Below are 14,342 nucleotides of genomic sequence, written 5' to 3' on the forward strand. Positions count from 1 at the left end.
TTGGTTAAGATCTTTCGTCTCAACCGAGGCGCGCATTCTACAGCAGCCTCATTTGCTGTCAAGTGATTATTTTCAGAAGCTTTCGAAGATTTCTTCAACAACTTCAACCACTTGCGCTTCCGATCTCTCGTTAGCGGGAGGCGAATTCTACAGCGTTACACGCTGCTGTCAACACCTCTTTTTCTCCGCTTTCGACCGAGAAGATCGAATCGTTGAAAGCGCCATACAAACCGGCATTTCCAACTCCTTCCAGGCTTCGATGAGCTGAAGCGACCCGCTTTCGAAACCTACTTAACTCATTGAATCTCAAGGAGTTTTCCGTTTCGACTGCGCCGGAAGTGGGGCGAATTATAGAGACTCAGAATCTGCCGTCAACCCTTATTTTCATAAATCTGTCACATCGGTCAAAAAAGCCCTGAAACGCGAAGGCCGACCTTAAAAGGTCGGCCTTCTTTGCACTGCCCTTCTACTTACAAGCTAGGGAATGCGAATTGCGAAGCTTCATGGCTCGCACGCTGCGGCCAGCGCTGGGTGATCGCCTTGCGGCGGGTGTAGAAGCGCACACCATCCGGACCATAGGCATGCAGGTCGCCGAACAGCGAACGCTTCCAGCCACCGAAGCTGTGGTAAGCCACCGGCACCGGCAATGGAACGTTGACGCCGACCATGCCGACTTCAATCTCGTCGCAGAACAGACGCGCCGCTTCACCGTCACGAGTGAAGATGCAGGTGCCGTTGCCGTATTCGTGATCGTTGATCAGCTGCATCGCCTCTTCAAGGCTGTTCACCCGCACGACGCACAGCACCGGCCCGAAGATCTCTTCTTTATAGATGCGCATCTCAGGAGTGACGTTGTCGAACAGACAGCCCCCCAGGAAGAAGCCTTCTTCATGACCGGCAACGCTCAGACCACGACCATCGACCACCAGGGTCGCGCCCGCCGCCACACCGTCTTCCACATAACCGCTCACTTTGTCGCGCGCCTGACCGGTGACCAGCGGTCCCATGTCCAGACCACACGAAGTACCGGCACCGATTTTCAGCGCCTTGATCTGTGGAACCAGTTTCGCCACCAGTGCGTCCGCCACCTGGTCGCCCACACACACGGCTACCGAAATCGCCATGCAGCGTTCGCCGCAGGAACCGTAAGCCGCGCCCATCAGTGCGCTGACCGCGTTGTCCAGATCCGCATCCGGCATCAGCACCGCATGGTTTTTCGCGCCGCCCAGTGCCTGCACGCGTTTGCCGCGCTTGGTACCTTCGGCATAGATGTATTCGGCAATCGGCGTCGAACCCACGAAGCTCAGCGCTTTGACTTCCGGCGCTTCGATCAGCGCGTCCACCGCAGTCTTGTCACCGTGCACCACGCTCAGCACGCCTTTCGGCAGGCCGGCTTCCAGCAGCAGTTGCGCGATCAGCAGGGTCGAGCTCGGATCACGCTCGGACGGCTTGAGGATGAAGCAGTTGCCGCAGACGATCGCCAGCGGATACATCCACAACGGCACCATCGCCGGGAAGTTGAACGGCGTGATGCCGGCCACCACGCCCAGCGGCTGGAAGTCCGACCACGCATCAATATTCGGGCCGACGTTGCGGCTGTATTCACCCTTGAGGATTTCCGGCGCTGCGCAGGCGAACTCGACGTTCTCGATACCGCGCTTCAGCTCGCCGGCAGCATCTTCCAGAGTCTTGCCATGTTCTTCACTGATCAATTGCGAGATGCGCGCTTCATTCTGCTCCAGCAGTTGCTTGAAACGGAACATCACCTGAGCACGTTTGGCCGGTGGCGTGTTGCGCCAGGCCGGGAATGCAGCCTTGGCGGCATCGATGGCGTGCTGGATGGTTTCGCGGCTGGCCAACGGCAGCTTGTGGATAGCCTGACCGGTGGACGGGTTGAACACATCGACCGCGCGACCGTTCTCGGTCACCAGTTCGCCATTGATCAAATGCGGGATAACGCTCATCGGGGAACTCCTGAATTCTTGTGCGCAGACGCCCGCAAGGGCGCCTGCTATTAGCGTATCTATATAGAAGGAAAATCAGTCGAGCTTGTTCAGCACTTCGCCGACCGCGTCGAACAGACGATCAAGGTCCTGCGGCTTGCTGTTGAAGGTTGGGCCGAACTGCAGGGTGTCGCCGCCGAAGCGCACGTAGAACCCGGCTTTCCACAACGCCATACCGGCTTCGAATGGACGCACGATGGCGTCGCCGTCACGGCCCGCAATCTGGATCGCACCGGCCAGGCCGTAGTTACGAATGTCGATGACGTTCTTCGCGCCTTTCAGGCCATGCAGGGCATTTTCGAAATGCGGCGCGACTTCGGCCACGCTCTGTACCAGGTTTTCCTTTTGCAGCAGATCGAGTGCCGCAAGGCCTGCGGCGCAAGCCACCGGGTGCGCGGAATAGGTGTAGCCGTGCGGGAATTCCACGGCGTATTCCGGGGTCGGCTGGTTCATGAAGGTCTGGTAGATCTCGGAGCTGGCAATCACCGCGCCCATCGGGATCGCGCCGTTGGTGACTTGCTTGGCGATGCACATCAGGTCCGGGGTCACGCCGAAGGTGGTGGCGCCGAACATGGTGCCGGTCCGGCCGAAACCGGTGATCACTTCGTCGAACACCAGCAGGATATTGTGCTGATCGCAGATTTCACGCAGGCGCTTCAGGTAACCCTGTGGCGGAACCAGCACGCCAGCGGAACCGGCCAGAGGCTCAACGAACACCGCAGCGATGTTCGAAGCATCGTGCAGTTCGATCAGCTTCAGCAGCTCATCGGCCAGTGCGATACCGCCCTGCTCCGGCATGCCACGGGAGAAGGCATTGCTCGCCAGCAAAGTGTGCGGCAGGTGATCGACGTCCATCATCGCCTGACCGAACAGCTTGCGGTTGCCGTTGACGCCACCGAGGCTGGTGCCGGCGATGTTCACGCCGTGGTAGCCACGGGCGCGGCCGATCATTTTGGTCTTGGTCGACTGGCCTTTCAGGCGCCAGTAAGCGCGGACCATTTTCACCGCGGTATCGGCGCACTCGGAACCGGAGTCAGTGAAGAACACGTGATTCAGGTTGCCCGGCGTCAGATCGGTGATTTTCTCCGCCAGCTGGAACGACAGCGGGTGGCCGTACTGGAAGCCCGGCGAGTAATCGAGAGTGCCCAACTGCTTGGCCACCGCTTCCTGGATTTCCTTGCGGGTATGCCCGGCGCCGCAGGTCCACAGACCGGACAGCGAGTCGTACACCTTGCGGCCCTTGTCGTCGATCAGCCAGCTGCCTTCGGCACCGACGATCAGGCGCGGGTCGCGCTGGAAGTTGCGGTTGGCGGTGTACGGCATCCAGTGCGCGTCCAGCTTCAGTTGGCTGGCCAGTGGCGACGACGCGTTTTCAGGCATGTTCATCGGGCAAAACCTCGCAGGGCAATAAGCTTCAGAGAGATAGAAAGCGTTGTTGCAGCTAAATTGCCACGCGGATAAAGTCGGTGAAATTCAACTCTTCTAACCTTCAGTTAGAACTCTGCTAAACAATGAGAACAACAGCATGAGCAGCCGTCGCCCCGATCCATTGGCCCAGGTCAGTGACTTTGATATTCGCCTGCTGCGGATTTTTCGCAGCGTGGTGGAGTGCGGTGGCTTCTCGGCGGCGGAAACCGTGCTCGGCATCGGTCGCTCGGCGATCAGCCAACAGATGAGCGACCTGGAACAACGCCTCGGTCTGCGTCTGTGCCAACGCGGGCGCGCCGGTTTCTCCCTGACCGAAGAAGGTCGCGAGGTCTATCAATCGGCGCTGCAGCTATTGAGTGCACTGGAAAGTTTCCGTACCGAGGTCAATGGCCTGCACCAGCACTTGCGCGGCGAGCTGATCATCGGCCTGACCGATAACCTCGTCACCCTGCCCCACATGCGCATCACCCACGCGCTCGCGCAATTGAAAGAACGCGGGCCGGACGTGCAGATCCAGATCCGCATGATCGCCCCCAACGAAGTCGAACAGGGCGTGCTCGACGGGCGCCTGCACGTCGGCGTGGTACCGCAGGCCAGCGCGTTGTCGGGGCTGGAATATCAGCCGCTGTACAGCGAACGTTCACTTCTCTACTGCGCAGTTGGTCATCCGCTATTTTACGTCGACGATAAACAGCTGGATGACGAACGCCTGAACAGTCAGGACGCTATCGCCCCGACCTTCCGTTTGCCGGCGGAGATCCAGGCGCACTATCAGGCCCTCAATTGCACCGCCAGCGCTTCCGACCGTGAAGGCATGGCGTTCCTGATTCTGACCGGACGTTACATCGGCTATTTGCCCGATCACTACGCCAGTCTCTGGGTACAACAAGGTCGCTTGCGCGCACTCAAGGCCAGCACCCGTTTCTATGATTTGAGCCTGGCCTCGGTCACCCGCAAGGGCCGCCGCCCTCATCTGGTACTGGAAAGCTTTCTCGAAAGCCTGGCCGCCACCCGCTGACGGCCGGGGTTTTATTCGCCCGGGGCTTGTCCCGCGCCGGTGGTTGCGCTATCAACGCAACTGGTTGCACCCCACAGACAAACCCGGAAGTGCCTATGACCTTTGAAGTCCCCGCTCACGGCGGCAAACCTGCCAGCCGCATTCGTCAGAAGAACGAAGAGACCATCATCAAAGCCGCCGAAGACGAGTTCGCCCGTCACGGGTACAAAGGCACAAGCATGAACACCATCGCCACCAAGGCCGGGCTGCCCAAGGCGAACCTGCATTACTACTTCACCAACAAGCTCGGGTTGTACGTAGCGGTGCTGAGCAACATCCTTCAATTGTGGGACAGCACCTTCAACACCCTGACGGCCGACGACGATCCGGCCGAAGCGCTGACCCGCTACATCCGCGCGAAAATGGAATTCTCTCGTCGCCAGCCGCAAGCGTCGCGAATTTTCGCGATGGAAGTGATCAGCGGCGGCGAATGCCTGACCGAATATTTCAACCAGGATTACCGCGCCTGGTTCCAGGGCCGCGCCGGCGTGTTCCAGGCCTGGATCGACGCGGGCAAAATGGACCCGGTCGACCCGGTGCACCTGATCTTCCTGTTGTGGGGCAGCACCCAGCATTACGCCGACTTCGCCACCCAGATCTGCCGCGTGACCGGTCGCAGCAAGTTGACCAAACAGGATATGGAAGACGCCGGCAACAATCTGATCCGCATCATCCTCAAAGGCTGCGGCCTCTCTTCTTCTATATAAGTCGTTTTATGCCATTCACCCTCAGCGGCTTTTGCGAATTCCGCGAAGAGATTCGCAAAAGCCGTTTCATCACCTTCGCCGCGCCGATCGGCAGCCCCGCCGAGGCGCAAGCCTTCATCGAGCAGCACAGCGACTTGAACGCCTCGCACAATTGCTGGGCGTGGAAACTCGGCGATCAGTACCGCAGCAACGACGACGGCGAACCCGGCGGCACTGCCGGTCGGCCGATTCTCGCGGCCATCGAAGCGCAGGACTGCGATCAGGTCGCGGTGCTGGTGATCCGCTGGTACGGCGGCATTCAACTGGGCACTGGCGGTCTGGCTCGGGCCTATGGCGGCGGCGCCAACAAATGCCTGCAGGCCGCGCCGAAGATCGAGTTGATCAGTCGCGTGCCCGTGCATTGCGCCTGCGCCTTTGGCGAACTGGCGCTGGTGAAAGTGCGGGTCGCGGATCTGGGCGGATTGGTGGTCGAGGAAAACTTCACCGCCAATGGTGTCGAGCTGCAACTGGCCGTGGGCGAAGCGCACATCGAGCTGTTGCAGAATCAGTTGGCCGACCTGAGCCGTGGGCGAATCCTGCTGCAGCGTTGAAGCCCCGCCATGTTTTGGGGCACCAGCCCGTTTGCTTATGCCCGAGACTTGCCCACATCCGCTGTGCACCCGGCTGTGGATAACCTGAGCACAGGATGCTGTAACCCTTCTGTCACGTGGCTTTGCGGGATTTGTTCACTTTTCGTCCAATCGCCCATCACAACAAACAATTTCACGTAAAAACAATCGCTTAGCGTTGTTTATCGCCTTTAGAAGAAAGCCCGGCAGTGCTTATGCCCGGGATTTGGTCTTGCGCACAAATACTGTGGAGCAACCTGTGGATAAGCCGTTCATGGCTGGCGCAGTCGCAGGTTCTGCATGGCTTCGACGGGGTTGCTCGTTTTTTGATCAACCAGGTACGGGCAAAACTGGAGCCTGATCAAAGGCTTTGCCCTCAAGTGGTGCCGTGCAGGCAACCGAATTCGATTCACAGGCTCTGCGCCACAGGCTGGCAAACAGCGGTCGCCTACGTTCCTGACTCAATGGCCAGGAAATTGCTTTATCCACAGGCACAACTCCAAGCGACCCGAGCCTGTCATGCCAAACCCCACGTCCACACCGCGCTTGCAACTGCGCCACATCAGCAAACGTTATCCCGGTTGCCTCGCCAATGACGCCATCGACCTGAGCATCGCCCCCGGTGAAATCCACGCACTGCTCGGTGAAAACGGTGCAGGTAAAAGCACCTTGATGAAGATCATCTACGGCGTCACCCAGGCCGATTCGGGCGAGATGCTGTGGCAGGGTCAACCGGTGAGCATGCGCAACCCGGCCCAGGCGCGGCAGTTGGGCATCGGCATGGTGTTCCAGCATTTCTCGCTGTTCGAGACCCTGAGCGTGGCGCAGAACATTGCATTGGCGATGGGTGCAGCGTCCGGTTCGCCGAAACAGCTTGAGGCGAAAATACGTGAAGTGTCGCGCCGATATGGCATGGCGCTGGAACCCCAGCGACTTGTCCATAGCCTGTCGATCGGCGAGCGGCAACGGGTCGAGATCGTTCGTTGCCTGATGCAGGACATTCGCCTGCTGATTCTCGATGAGCCGACCTCGGTGCTCACGCCGCAGGAAGCCGACGAGTTGTTCATCACCCTGCGCAGGCTCGCGGCCGAGGGCTGCAGCATTCTGTTCATCAGCCACAAACTCGGCGAGGTGCGCGCCTTATGCCACAGCGCCACCGTGTTGCGTGGAGGTCGGGTGGCCGGGCATTGCGTGCCGGCCGACTGCACTGATCGGCAACTGGCGCAATTGATGGTGGGCGACGCCGCGACATTGATCGGCGAGTTCACGAAGGTCACCGGTGGCGCGACGTTTTTGCACGTCAGTGGATTGAACTGGTACAACCCGGATCCCTTCGGCTGCTCCCTGAGCAACATCGACCTGCAGGTGCGCAGCGGTGAAATCGTCGGCATCGCTGGCGTGGCAGGCAACGGACAGGACGAGTTACTGGCCTTGCTCAGCGGCGAACAAACGTTGCCCCGCGAATCAGCGGCAACCATCCGTTTCCGAGAACGCGCCGTCGCCGATCAGCGCCCGGATGCTCGACGTAAACTCGGCCTGGCGTTCGTCCCCGCCGAACGCCTCGGGCATGGCGCGGTGCCGGACATGAGCCTGGCGGACAACACCCTGCTCACCGCTTTTCAACAAGGCCTGGTCAGTCACGGCTTGATCGAACGCGGCAAGGTCGAAGCCCTGGCACAAACGATCATCCAGCGCTTTGGCGTGAAAACCCCGGACACCCAGACCGCCGCCCGCAGCCTGTCGGGCGGCAACCTGCAGAAATTCATCCTCGGCCGGGAAATCCTCCAGCAACCGAAACTGCTGATCGCCGCGCACCCGACCTGGGGCGTGGATGTCGGCGCGGCGGCCACCATCCACCGTGCGCTGATTGCCCTGCGCGATGCCGGGGCGGCGATTCTGGTGATCTCCGAAGACCTCGACGAACTGTTCCAGATCAGCGACCGCCTCGGCGCGCTGTGCGGCGGGCGCCTGTCGGCATTGCAGGACACGGCGCAAACCCGACTCAGCGACGTCGGCGGCTGGATGGCCGGCCAGTTCGACACCCCTCAACCACAACCGGCCACGGTTTAACGGAGTTTTCCCCATGTTGCTTTCCCTCGAACCCCGTGGCCGGCAGTCGCGCCTGATGCTGTGGTGCTCGCCGGTGCTGGCGGCGGCGCTGACGCTGGTGTGCGGATCGTTGCTGTTCGTCGCCCTTGGCCATGATCCGCTGAAGACTTTGCACACGTTGTTGATCGCCCCGATCAGCGACCTGTACGGCGTTTCCGAACTACTGGTCAAAACCCTGCCGATCCTGTTGTGTGCACTGGGCCTTGCAGTGGCTTATCAGGCGCGGATCTGGAACATCGGCGCCGAAGGCCAGTTGCTGCTCGGTGCGTTGGCCGGCAGTGCGCTGGCGGTGAACATAATCGATATGCAAAGTCGCTGGGCGCTGGTGCTGATCCTGCTCACCGGCACCCTCGCCGGCGCCGCGTGGGCCGGGCTCACCGCCTGGTTGCGCACGCGGTTCAACGCCAACGAAATCCTCACCAGCATCATGCTCAATTACATCGCCCTGAACCTTTTGCTGTTCTGCGTACACGGGCCGCTGAAAGATCCGGCCGGGTTCAACTTTCCCGAGTCGGCGATGTTCAGCGATGCCAGCCGCCTGCCGCTGTTGATGGAGGACGGGCGGGCGCATATCGGCGTGTATTTCGCCTTGCTCGCGCTGGTCGCGGTGTGGGTGTTGCTGCAGAAAAGCTTCGTCGGTTTCCAGATCAAGGTACTGGGGCTGGACAAGCGTGCGGCAGGATTCGTCGGGTTTCGCGAGAAGCGTCTGATCTGGCTCGCACTGCTGATCAGCGGTGGATTGGCCGGGCTCGCCGGCGTCTGCGAAGTCACCGGGCCGATCGGCCAACTGGTGCCGCAAGTCTCGCCGGGCTACGGCTATGCGGCGATCACCGTGGCGTTTCTCGGGCGGCTCAATCCCATCGGGATTCTGTTTTCCAGCCTGTTGATGGCGCTGCTGTACATCGGCGGCGAGAGCGCGCAGATGACGCTGAATCTGCCGCAGGCGATCACCCAGTTGTTCCAGGGAATGATGCTGTTTTTCCTGCTGGCCTGTGACGTGCTGATCCTCTATCGGCCACGCCTGAACCTGCGCGGGGTGCGGCGCACGTCTACCACCGCCGTAACCGCCGGAGCGCTGTGATGGATATCGATCTGCTGAGCAATGTTTTCTACGCCATGGTGCGCTGCGGTACGCCATTGCTGTTGGTGGCACTGGGTGAACTGATCTGCGAGAAGAGCGGCGTACTCAACCTCGGTCAGGAAGGCATGATGCTGTTTGGCGCGGTGATCGGTTTCATCGTCGCGTTCAACAGCGGCAACCTTTGGTTGGGCGTTGTGTTGGCGATGCTCGCCGGAATGCTGTTGTCGTCGCTGTTTGCCCTGGTGGCGCTGGTGTTCAACGCCAATCAAGTGGCGACCGGGCTGGCGCTGACGATTTTTGGCGTGGGCCTGTCGACCTTTGTCGGCGCGGCGTGGGTCGGCAAACCGCTGGCGGGATTCGAGCCGATGGCGATTCCATACTTGAGCGAAATCCCGCTGATCGGCCGCATGCTGTTTGCCCAGGATCTGCTGGTGTACCTGTCGTTCGCGCTGTTTGCGCTGGTGGCGTGGGTGATCGTGAAAAGCCGTGTCGGGCTGATCATTCAAGCGGTCGGCGAGAATCCTGATGCGGCCAGTGCCATGGGCTTGCCGGTGCTGACCGTGCGCACACTGGCGGTGCTGTTCGGCGGCGCGATGGCCGGACTGGCCGGGGCTTATCTGTCGCTGGCTTATACGCCGATGTGGGCCGAGAACATGACCGCCGGACGCGGCTGGATCGCCCTGGCGCTGGTGGTGTTCGCCAGTTGGCGGGTGTGGCGGCTTTTGCTCGGCGCGTATCTGTTCGGACTCGCCAGCATCCTGCACCTGGTGGCACAGGGGTTAGGGCTGGCGATTCCTTCGAGCCTGCTGGCGATGCTGCCGTATGTCGCGACCATTCTGGTGCTGGTGTTGTTGTCGCGGGATGCGGTGCGTACGCGGTTGTATGCGCCGGTTTCACTGGGGCAGCCGTGGCAGGCTGGACACTAAGCCGTGACGGCTCGCGACAGCGGCCGAACCGGCAACACCTGAGCAATGCCCCAAGCCAGTTCGAAGACCAGAAAACCCGCCAGCAACGAACTGGCGCCGTGGGCCAGGGCATACGCCTGCCACGCGGCGAACAGAAACCGCGCCACCGCGTCATAGCGCCCATAAACCGGCTGCGGATCACGAATCCGCAGCACGGCCCAAACACAAACCACCGAACCCAACAGATTCGCCATCAACATGTGCACAGGTTCGAACGCCGGCAGCTCACCGGGCAGATCCAGCGCCTGGCTCAACGCCGTCAACACCCCATGCAACGCGGCAAAGCTCCACGGCGTGACAAACGCCGCCGTCACGATCAAGTCATACCAGGCGCTGCCGCGTACCAACCGCCGATACTGCGTTGAAGTCCACATCGTCCTTGCTCCGAAAATTCAGGGAGCAACCACGGTAAAGCCTGGAGTATGCTCCAGGGTCAAACACTTTCGAGATCTCCGGGATGCGCATTGGTGAGTTGGCCCAGGCCTGCGATGTCAGCCGTGACACGCTGCGCTTCTACGAGGAACGCGGATTGATCGCGGCGCAACGCAGCGCCAATGGTTATCGCGACTATCCACCGGAGATGGCGCAACTGGTGCTCTACATCAAGACTGCGCAGCGTCTGGGTTTTACTCTCGGCGAGATCGGCAGCAGCGTGGGCGCATTGTGGCAATCGCCCAACCCCGACACGGCCGTCACGCAACTGCTGCAAGACAAACTCAAACTGATCGAAACCCGCATGGCCGAACTCGGCGAGCTGCGTCACGAATTGCAGCAACGGCTCGGTCAACGCTGTCCATTGAACCCGTGATCTTTCAACTTTCAAGGAAAGCCCATCATGTCCGCACTGAATCCTGCCAAGCACGCACTGATCATCGGCGCCTCCCGGGGCCTGGGCCTGGGACTGGTGAAAACCCTGCTGGCCGACGGCTGGCAAGTCACCGCCACGGTTCGCAACCCTGCGAACGCCGAGGCGCTGAAAGCGCTGGGCGACGTGCAAGTCGAAAAACTCGACATGGACGACCAGCAAGCGGTGATCGCCCTGAGCCAGCAGCTCAAGGGCGAGACCTTTGACCTGCTGTTCGTCAACGCAGGGGTCAAAGGTCCCGAAGTGCAGACGCCGGGTGGCGCGACGCTGGCGGAAGTCGGCCAGCTGTTCTTCACCAACGCCGTGGCGCCGATCAATCTGGCCCAGCGCTTCGTCGGGCAGATCCGCGACGGCAGCGGCGTGCTGGCGTTCATGAGTTCGGTGCTCGGCAGCGTGACCATGCCCGACGCGCCGGAACTGGCGCTGTACAAGGCCAGCAAAGCGGCGCTGAACTCGATGACCAACAGCTTCGTCACGCAACTTGGCGATCAGAAACTCACGGTGCTGTCGCTGCATCCAGGCTGGGTGAAAACCGATATGGGCGGCGAAGGCGCCGACATCGACGTGGAGACCAGCACCCGAGGTCTGGTGGATCAGGTCGATGCATTTGCCGGCAAGGGCGGCCATCACTTCGTGAACTACAAAGGTGAAACCATTCCCTGGTAATCGCTGGACCCTGTGGGGGCTCGCTCCCACAGGGTTATCCCGGTGTCTGGTCGGGTTGGGCTTGCCCGTCGCAACATTTTGTTCGAAACTCCGCACCTCGTCCTTCGCGGCGACCCTGGATCAGCAGACAGGGCAACACTGAGCTGGCAACCCTGAACCCAACTTTCAGAGGAGCCGGCCACAATGCCTGCGACCCGTATCTGGTTAAAAAATCCCCTCGCCATTTTCACGGCCAACGGTCTCGATGCCCGTGGCGGTCTGGTGCTGCAAGACGGTGTGATCACCGAAGTGCTTGGCGCCGGCCAGCAGCCATCGACCCCATGCAATGAAGTGTTCGACGCTCGTGAGCACGTGATCCTGCCGGGCCTGATCAACACCCATCACCACTTCTATCAGACCCTGACCCGCGCCTGGGCGCCGGTGGTCAATCAGCCGTTGTTCCCGTGGCTGAAAACCCTGTACCCGGTCTGGGCGCGCCTGACGCCTGAAAAACTCGCCCTCGCCACCAAAGTCGCGCTGGCCGAGTTGCTGCTGTCGGGTTGCACCACCGCTGCCGACCACCACTACCTGTTCCCGGATGGCCTGGAAAACGCCATCGACGTGCAAGTCGAAACCGTGCGCGAACTGGGCATGCGCGCCATGCTCACCCGTGGTTCGATGAGCCTCGGAGAGAAGGACGGCGGCCTGCCTCCGCAGCAGACCGTGCAGGAAGGCCAGGTGATTCTCGACGACAGCCAGCGCCTGATTCACGAGTACCACGAACGTGGCGACGGCGCGCAAATCCAGATCGCTCTGGCGCCGTGCTCGCCGTTCTCGGTGACCCCGGAAATCATGTCCGCCAGCGCCGAACTGGCGAACAAACTCGATGTGCGTCTGCACACTCACCTTGCCGAAACCCTCGACGAAGAAGATTTCTGCCTGCAACGCTTCGGCCTGCGCACCGTGGATTATCTGGACAGCGTCGGCTGGCTCGGCCCGCGCACCTGGCTGGCTCACGGTATCCACTTCAACCCCGACGAAATCGCCCGCCTCGGCGCGGCCGGCACCGGTATCTGCCACTGCCCGAGCTCGAACATGCGCCTGGCGTCGGGCATCTGCCCGAGTATCGATCTGACCGACGCCGGCGCATTGTTCGGTATCGGTGTAGATGGTTCGGCGTCCAACGATGCATCGAACATGATCCTCGAAGCGCGTCAGGCCCTGTACATCCAGCGCCTGCGTTATGGCGCCGAGAAGATCACCCCGGAGCGTGTGCTGGGTTGGGCGACCAAGGGTTCGGCGAGCCTGCTGGGTCGCACCGATATCGGTGAACTGGCGGTGGGCAAGCAGGCGGATCTGGCGTTGTTCAAGCTCGATGAGCTGCGCTTCTCCGGCAGCCACGACCCGATCTCGGCGCTGCTGTTGTGCGGCGCGGACCGCGCGGATCGCGTGATGGTCGGCGGCAAGTGGCGTGTGGTTGACGGGCAGGTTGAAGGGTTGGATCTCAAAGGCCTGATTGCCGATCACAGCCAGGCGGCTCGGCAGTTGATCGCCGGCACCTGATCCAAGCGGACGTCTGAATGTGGGAGCGGGCTTGCTCCCACATTTGATTTTGTGATCGGCTCAAAGGCCCAGCAGCGACAACATGATGAACGTCGCAAACAGCACAAAGTGCGTCATGCCCTCAATCGCATTGGTCTCCCCGTCATTGAGGTTGATCGCGCTGACGATCAGCGTGATGAAGATCATCACCGTCTGCACCGGCGTCATCGCCATCTGAAATGGCTGGCCCGTATAGAGCGCCATCGCTTCCATCACCGGCACCGTCAAAATCACCGTCGATAACGACGCACCCATCGCAATGTTGACCACCGACTGCATGCGGTTGGCCAACGCCGCGCGCAGCGCAGTCAGAATCTCCGGCGCCGCCGAAATCGCCGCCACCAGAATCGCCGTGATCACCGGCGGTGCGCCCGTCCCTTCCAGGCCCAGATCGAGGGTCTTGGACATCACCTCGGCCAATGCGCCGATTACCACCACACCGAACACCAGAATGCCGATCGACAGCGCCAGGCTGACCGGTTTCGGCTCCTCTTCCACGGGCTCTTTCTTGCGGCGTTTGTCCGGGTAGCTGTAGCTGAAAAAATAGCTGTGCGGCCCGACCTGCATGCGCAGGAACAACGCATAAAGCACCACCATCGCGCCAATGGTGAACGCCGAATAGATTTTCCAGTTGGCCTCGGGAATGAACTCCGGCACCACCATCGACACGCCCATGGCGGTGAGGATCATCACGCTGTAACTGCGGGCCGAATCGTCGTTGTAGGACTGCTCGCCATGCTTGATCCCGCCCATCAGCGCGGCGAGGCCGAGTATCCCGTTAATGTCGAGCATCACCGCCGAATAGATCGTGTCGCGCACCAGCGTCGGCGAGGCTTCGTTGCTCATCATGATCGCCAGGATCACCACTTCCACCAGCACGGCGGCGAGGGTCAGGATCATCGTGCCGTACGGGTCGCCGACTTTTTCCGCGAGCAGTTCGGCCTGATGGGCGACGCGCATCGAGGCGGCGACGATGAACGCGATCAACACCAGCCCGGCCGTCAGCGCGACGAGCTGGCCGCTGTGCAGCAACCAGTGCTCCAGCGGATACGCGACAAAAGCCGCGATCAGGGCCAGCAGCAGAAAGCTTTCTTGCTTGAGGATCGTGAGCATGGCGAGCCTTTTGGCGCAGGGGTTCGAATGAGCTACTGACTGCGGGGCGGCGCTAATGGTTCGTTACACCTTAGCGCACCAGTGGATGGCGTCCGTGTACGGGCATGCACTTTTTTCGGCCCGGCCGGCCTCATCGCGAGCAAGCTCGCTCTCACAGGG

Annotated in this window: 14 protein-coding genes; 10 read left to right on the forward strand and 4 right to left on the reverse strand. The window is 61.1% G+C overall.

The window, feature by feature from the left end; genetic code table 11:
- On the forward strand, positions 1–268 hold a 268-nt coding region (locus tag M5G18_RS27410; RefSeq protein WP_273926223.1), incomplete at its 5' end, for a hypothetical protein.
- Between the two features lie 202 nt (positions 269–470).
- On the opposite strand, the gene M5G18_RS27415 is transcribed toward M5G18_RS27410, so the two are convergent.
- Together M5G18_RS27415 and aptA are read right to left on the reverse strand one after the other, a co-directional pair.
- Entirely contained in the window at positions 471–1,964 is a 1,494-nt protein-coding gene (locus M5G18_RS27415; RefSeq protein ID WP_207984944.1) for a CoA-acylating methylmalonate-semialdehyde dehydrogenase, read from the reverse strand.
- Positions 1,965–2,039: 75 nt separating this feature from the next.
- The gene (aptA, locus tag M5G18_RS27420) at positions 2,040–3,389 is read right to left on the reverse strand and encodes an omega-aminotransferase AptA (RefSeq protein ID WP_007958518.1); all 1,350 of its coding nucleotides are present in this window, start codon (positions 3,387–3,389) and stop codon (positions 2,040–2,042) included.
- A gap of 139 nt (positions 3,390–3,528) precedes the next feature.
- On the opposite strand from aptA, the gene M5G18_RS27425 reads away from it, so the two are divergent.
- The 6 genes from M5G18_RS27425 (at position 3,529) to M5G18_RS27450 (ending at position 9,919) form a co-directional block, all read left to right on the forward strand.
- Complete coding sequence (locus tag M5G18_RS27425; RefSeq protein ID WP_007958517.1) at positions 3,529–4,449, forward strand: LysR family transcriptional regulator; 921 nt, start codon at positions 3,529–3,531, stop codon at positions 4,447–4,449.
- A 95-nt stretch (positions 4,450–4,544) separates the two neighbouring features.
- Positions 4,545–5,195, forward strand: coding sequence for a TetR/AcrR family transcriptional regulator (locus M5G18_RS27430; RefSeq protein WP_273899083.1), 651 nt, complete (start codon positions 4,545–4,547; stop codon positions 5,193–5,195).
- An 8-nt stretch (positions 5,196–5,203) separates the two neighbouring features.
- Positions 5,204–5,785, forward strand: a complete 582-nt coding sequence (locus tag M5G18_RS27435) for an IMPACT family protein (RefSeq protein ID WP_273899085.1) — start codon at positions 5,204–5,206, stop codon at positions 5,783–5,785.
- A 537-nt stretch (positions 5,786–6,322) separates the two neighbouring features.
- Entirely contained in the window at positions 6,323–7,873 is a 1,551-nt protein-coding gene (locus tag M5G18_RS27440) for an ABC transporter ATP-binding protein (protein ID WP_273899086.1), read from the forward strand.
- Positions 7,874–7,886: 13 nt separating this feature from the next.
- Positions 7,887–8,993, forward strand: a complete 1,107-nt coding sequence (locus M5G18_RS27445; RefSeq protein ID WP_273899087.1) for an ABC transporter permease — start codon at positions 7,887–7,889, stop codon at positions 8,991–8,993.
- Positions 8,993–9,919: an ABC transporter permease gene (locus tag M5G18_RS27450; RefSeq protein WP_273899088.1), complete on the forward strand. Its 927-nt coding sequence runs from the start codon at positions 8,993–8,995 to the stop codon at positions 9,917–9,919. The genes M5G18_RS27445 and M5G18_RS27450 overlap by 1 nt, the downstream gene beginning before the upstream one ends.
- On the opposite strand, the gene M5G18_RS27455 is transcribed toward M5G18_RS27450, so the two are convergent.
- On the reverse strand, positions 9,916–10,332 hold the full coding sequence (locus M5G18_RS27455; protein WP_273899089.1) for a hypothetical protein: 417 nt from the start codon (positions 10,330–10,332) through the stop codon (positions 9,916–9,918). The genes M5G18_RS27450 and M5G18_RS27455 overlap by 4 nt on opposite strands.
- 83 nt (positions 10,333–10,415) lie before the next feature.
- On the opposite strand from M5G18_RS27455, the gene M5G18_RS27460 reads away from it, so the two are divergent.
- From M5G18_RS27460 to M5G18_RS27470, 3 genes are all read left to right on the forward strand, one after another.
- Complete coding sequence (locus tag M5G18_RS27460; protein ID WP_007958509.1) at positions 10,416–10,766, forward strand: MerR family DNA-binding transcriptional regulator; 351 nt, start codon at positions 10,416–10,418, stop codon at positions 10,764–10,766.
- Between the two features lie 36 nt (positions 10,767–10,802).
- A complete protein-coding gene (locus tag M5G18_RS27465) occupies positions 10,803–11,489 on the forward strand; it encodes an SDR family oxidoreductase (RefSeq protein WP_273899121.1) in 687 nt (228 codons plus the stop codon).
- A 183-nt stretch (positions 11,490–11,672) separates the two neighbouring features.
- The gene (locus M5G18_RS27470; protein ID WP_236191576.1) at positions 11,673–13,031 is read left to right on the forward strand and encodes an 8-oxoguanine deaminase; all 1,359 of its coding nucleotides are present in this window, start codon (positions 11,673–11,675) and stop codon (positions 13,029–13,031) included.
- A 60-nt stretch (positions 13,032–13,091) separates the two neighbouring features.
- Here M5G18_RS27470 and M5G18_RS27475 read toward each other — a convergent pair whose 3' ends face one another.
- Positions 13,092–14,183 carry a calcium:cation antiporter gene (locus M5G18_RS27475; RefSeq protein ID WP_127796829.1) on the reverse strand — a complete coding sequence of 364 codons (1,092 nt, stop codon included), beginning with the start codon at positions 14,181–14,183 and terminating at the stop codon, positions 13,092–13,094.
- Positions 14,184–14,342: the final 159 nt, after the last annotated feature.

This window comes from Pseudomonas aphyarum (genome assembly GCF_028657055.1).
In the GTDB taxonomy this organism is placed as follows: domain Bacteria; phylum Pseudomonadota; class Gammaproteobacteria; order Pseudomonadales; family Pseudomonadaceae; genus Aquipseudomonas; species Aquipseudomonas aphyarum.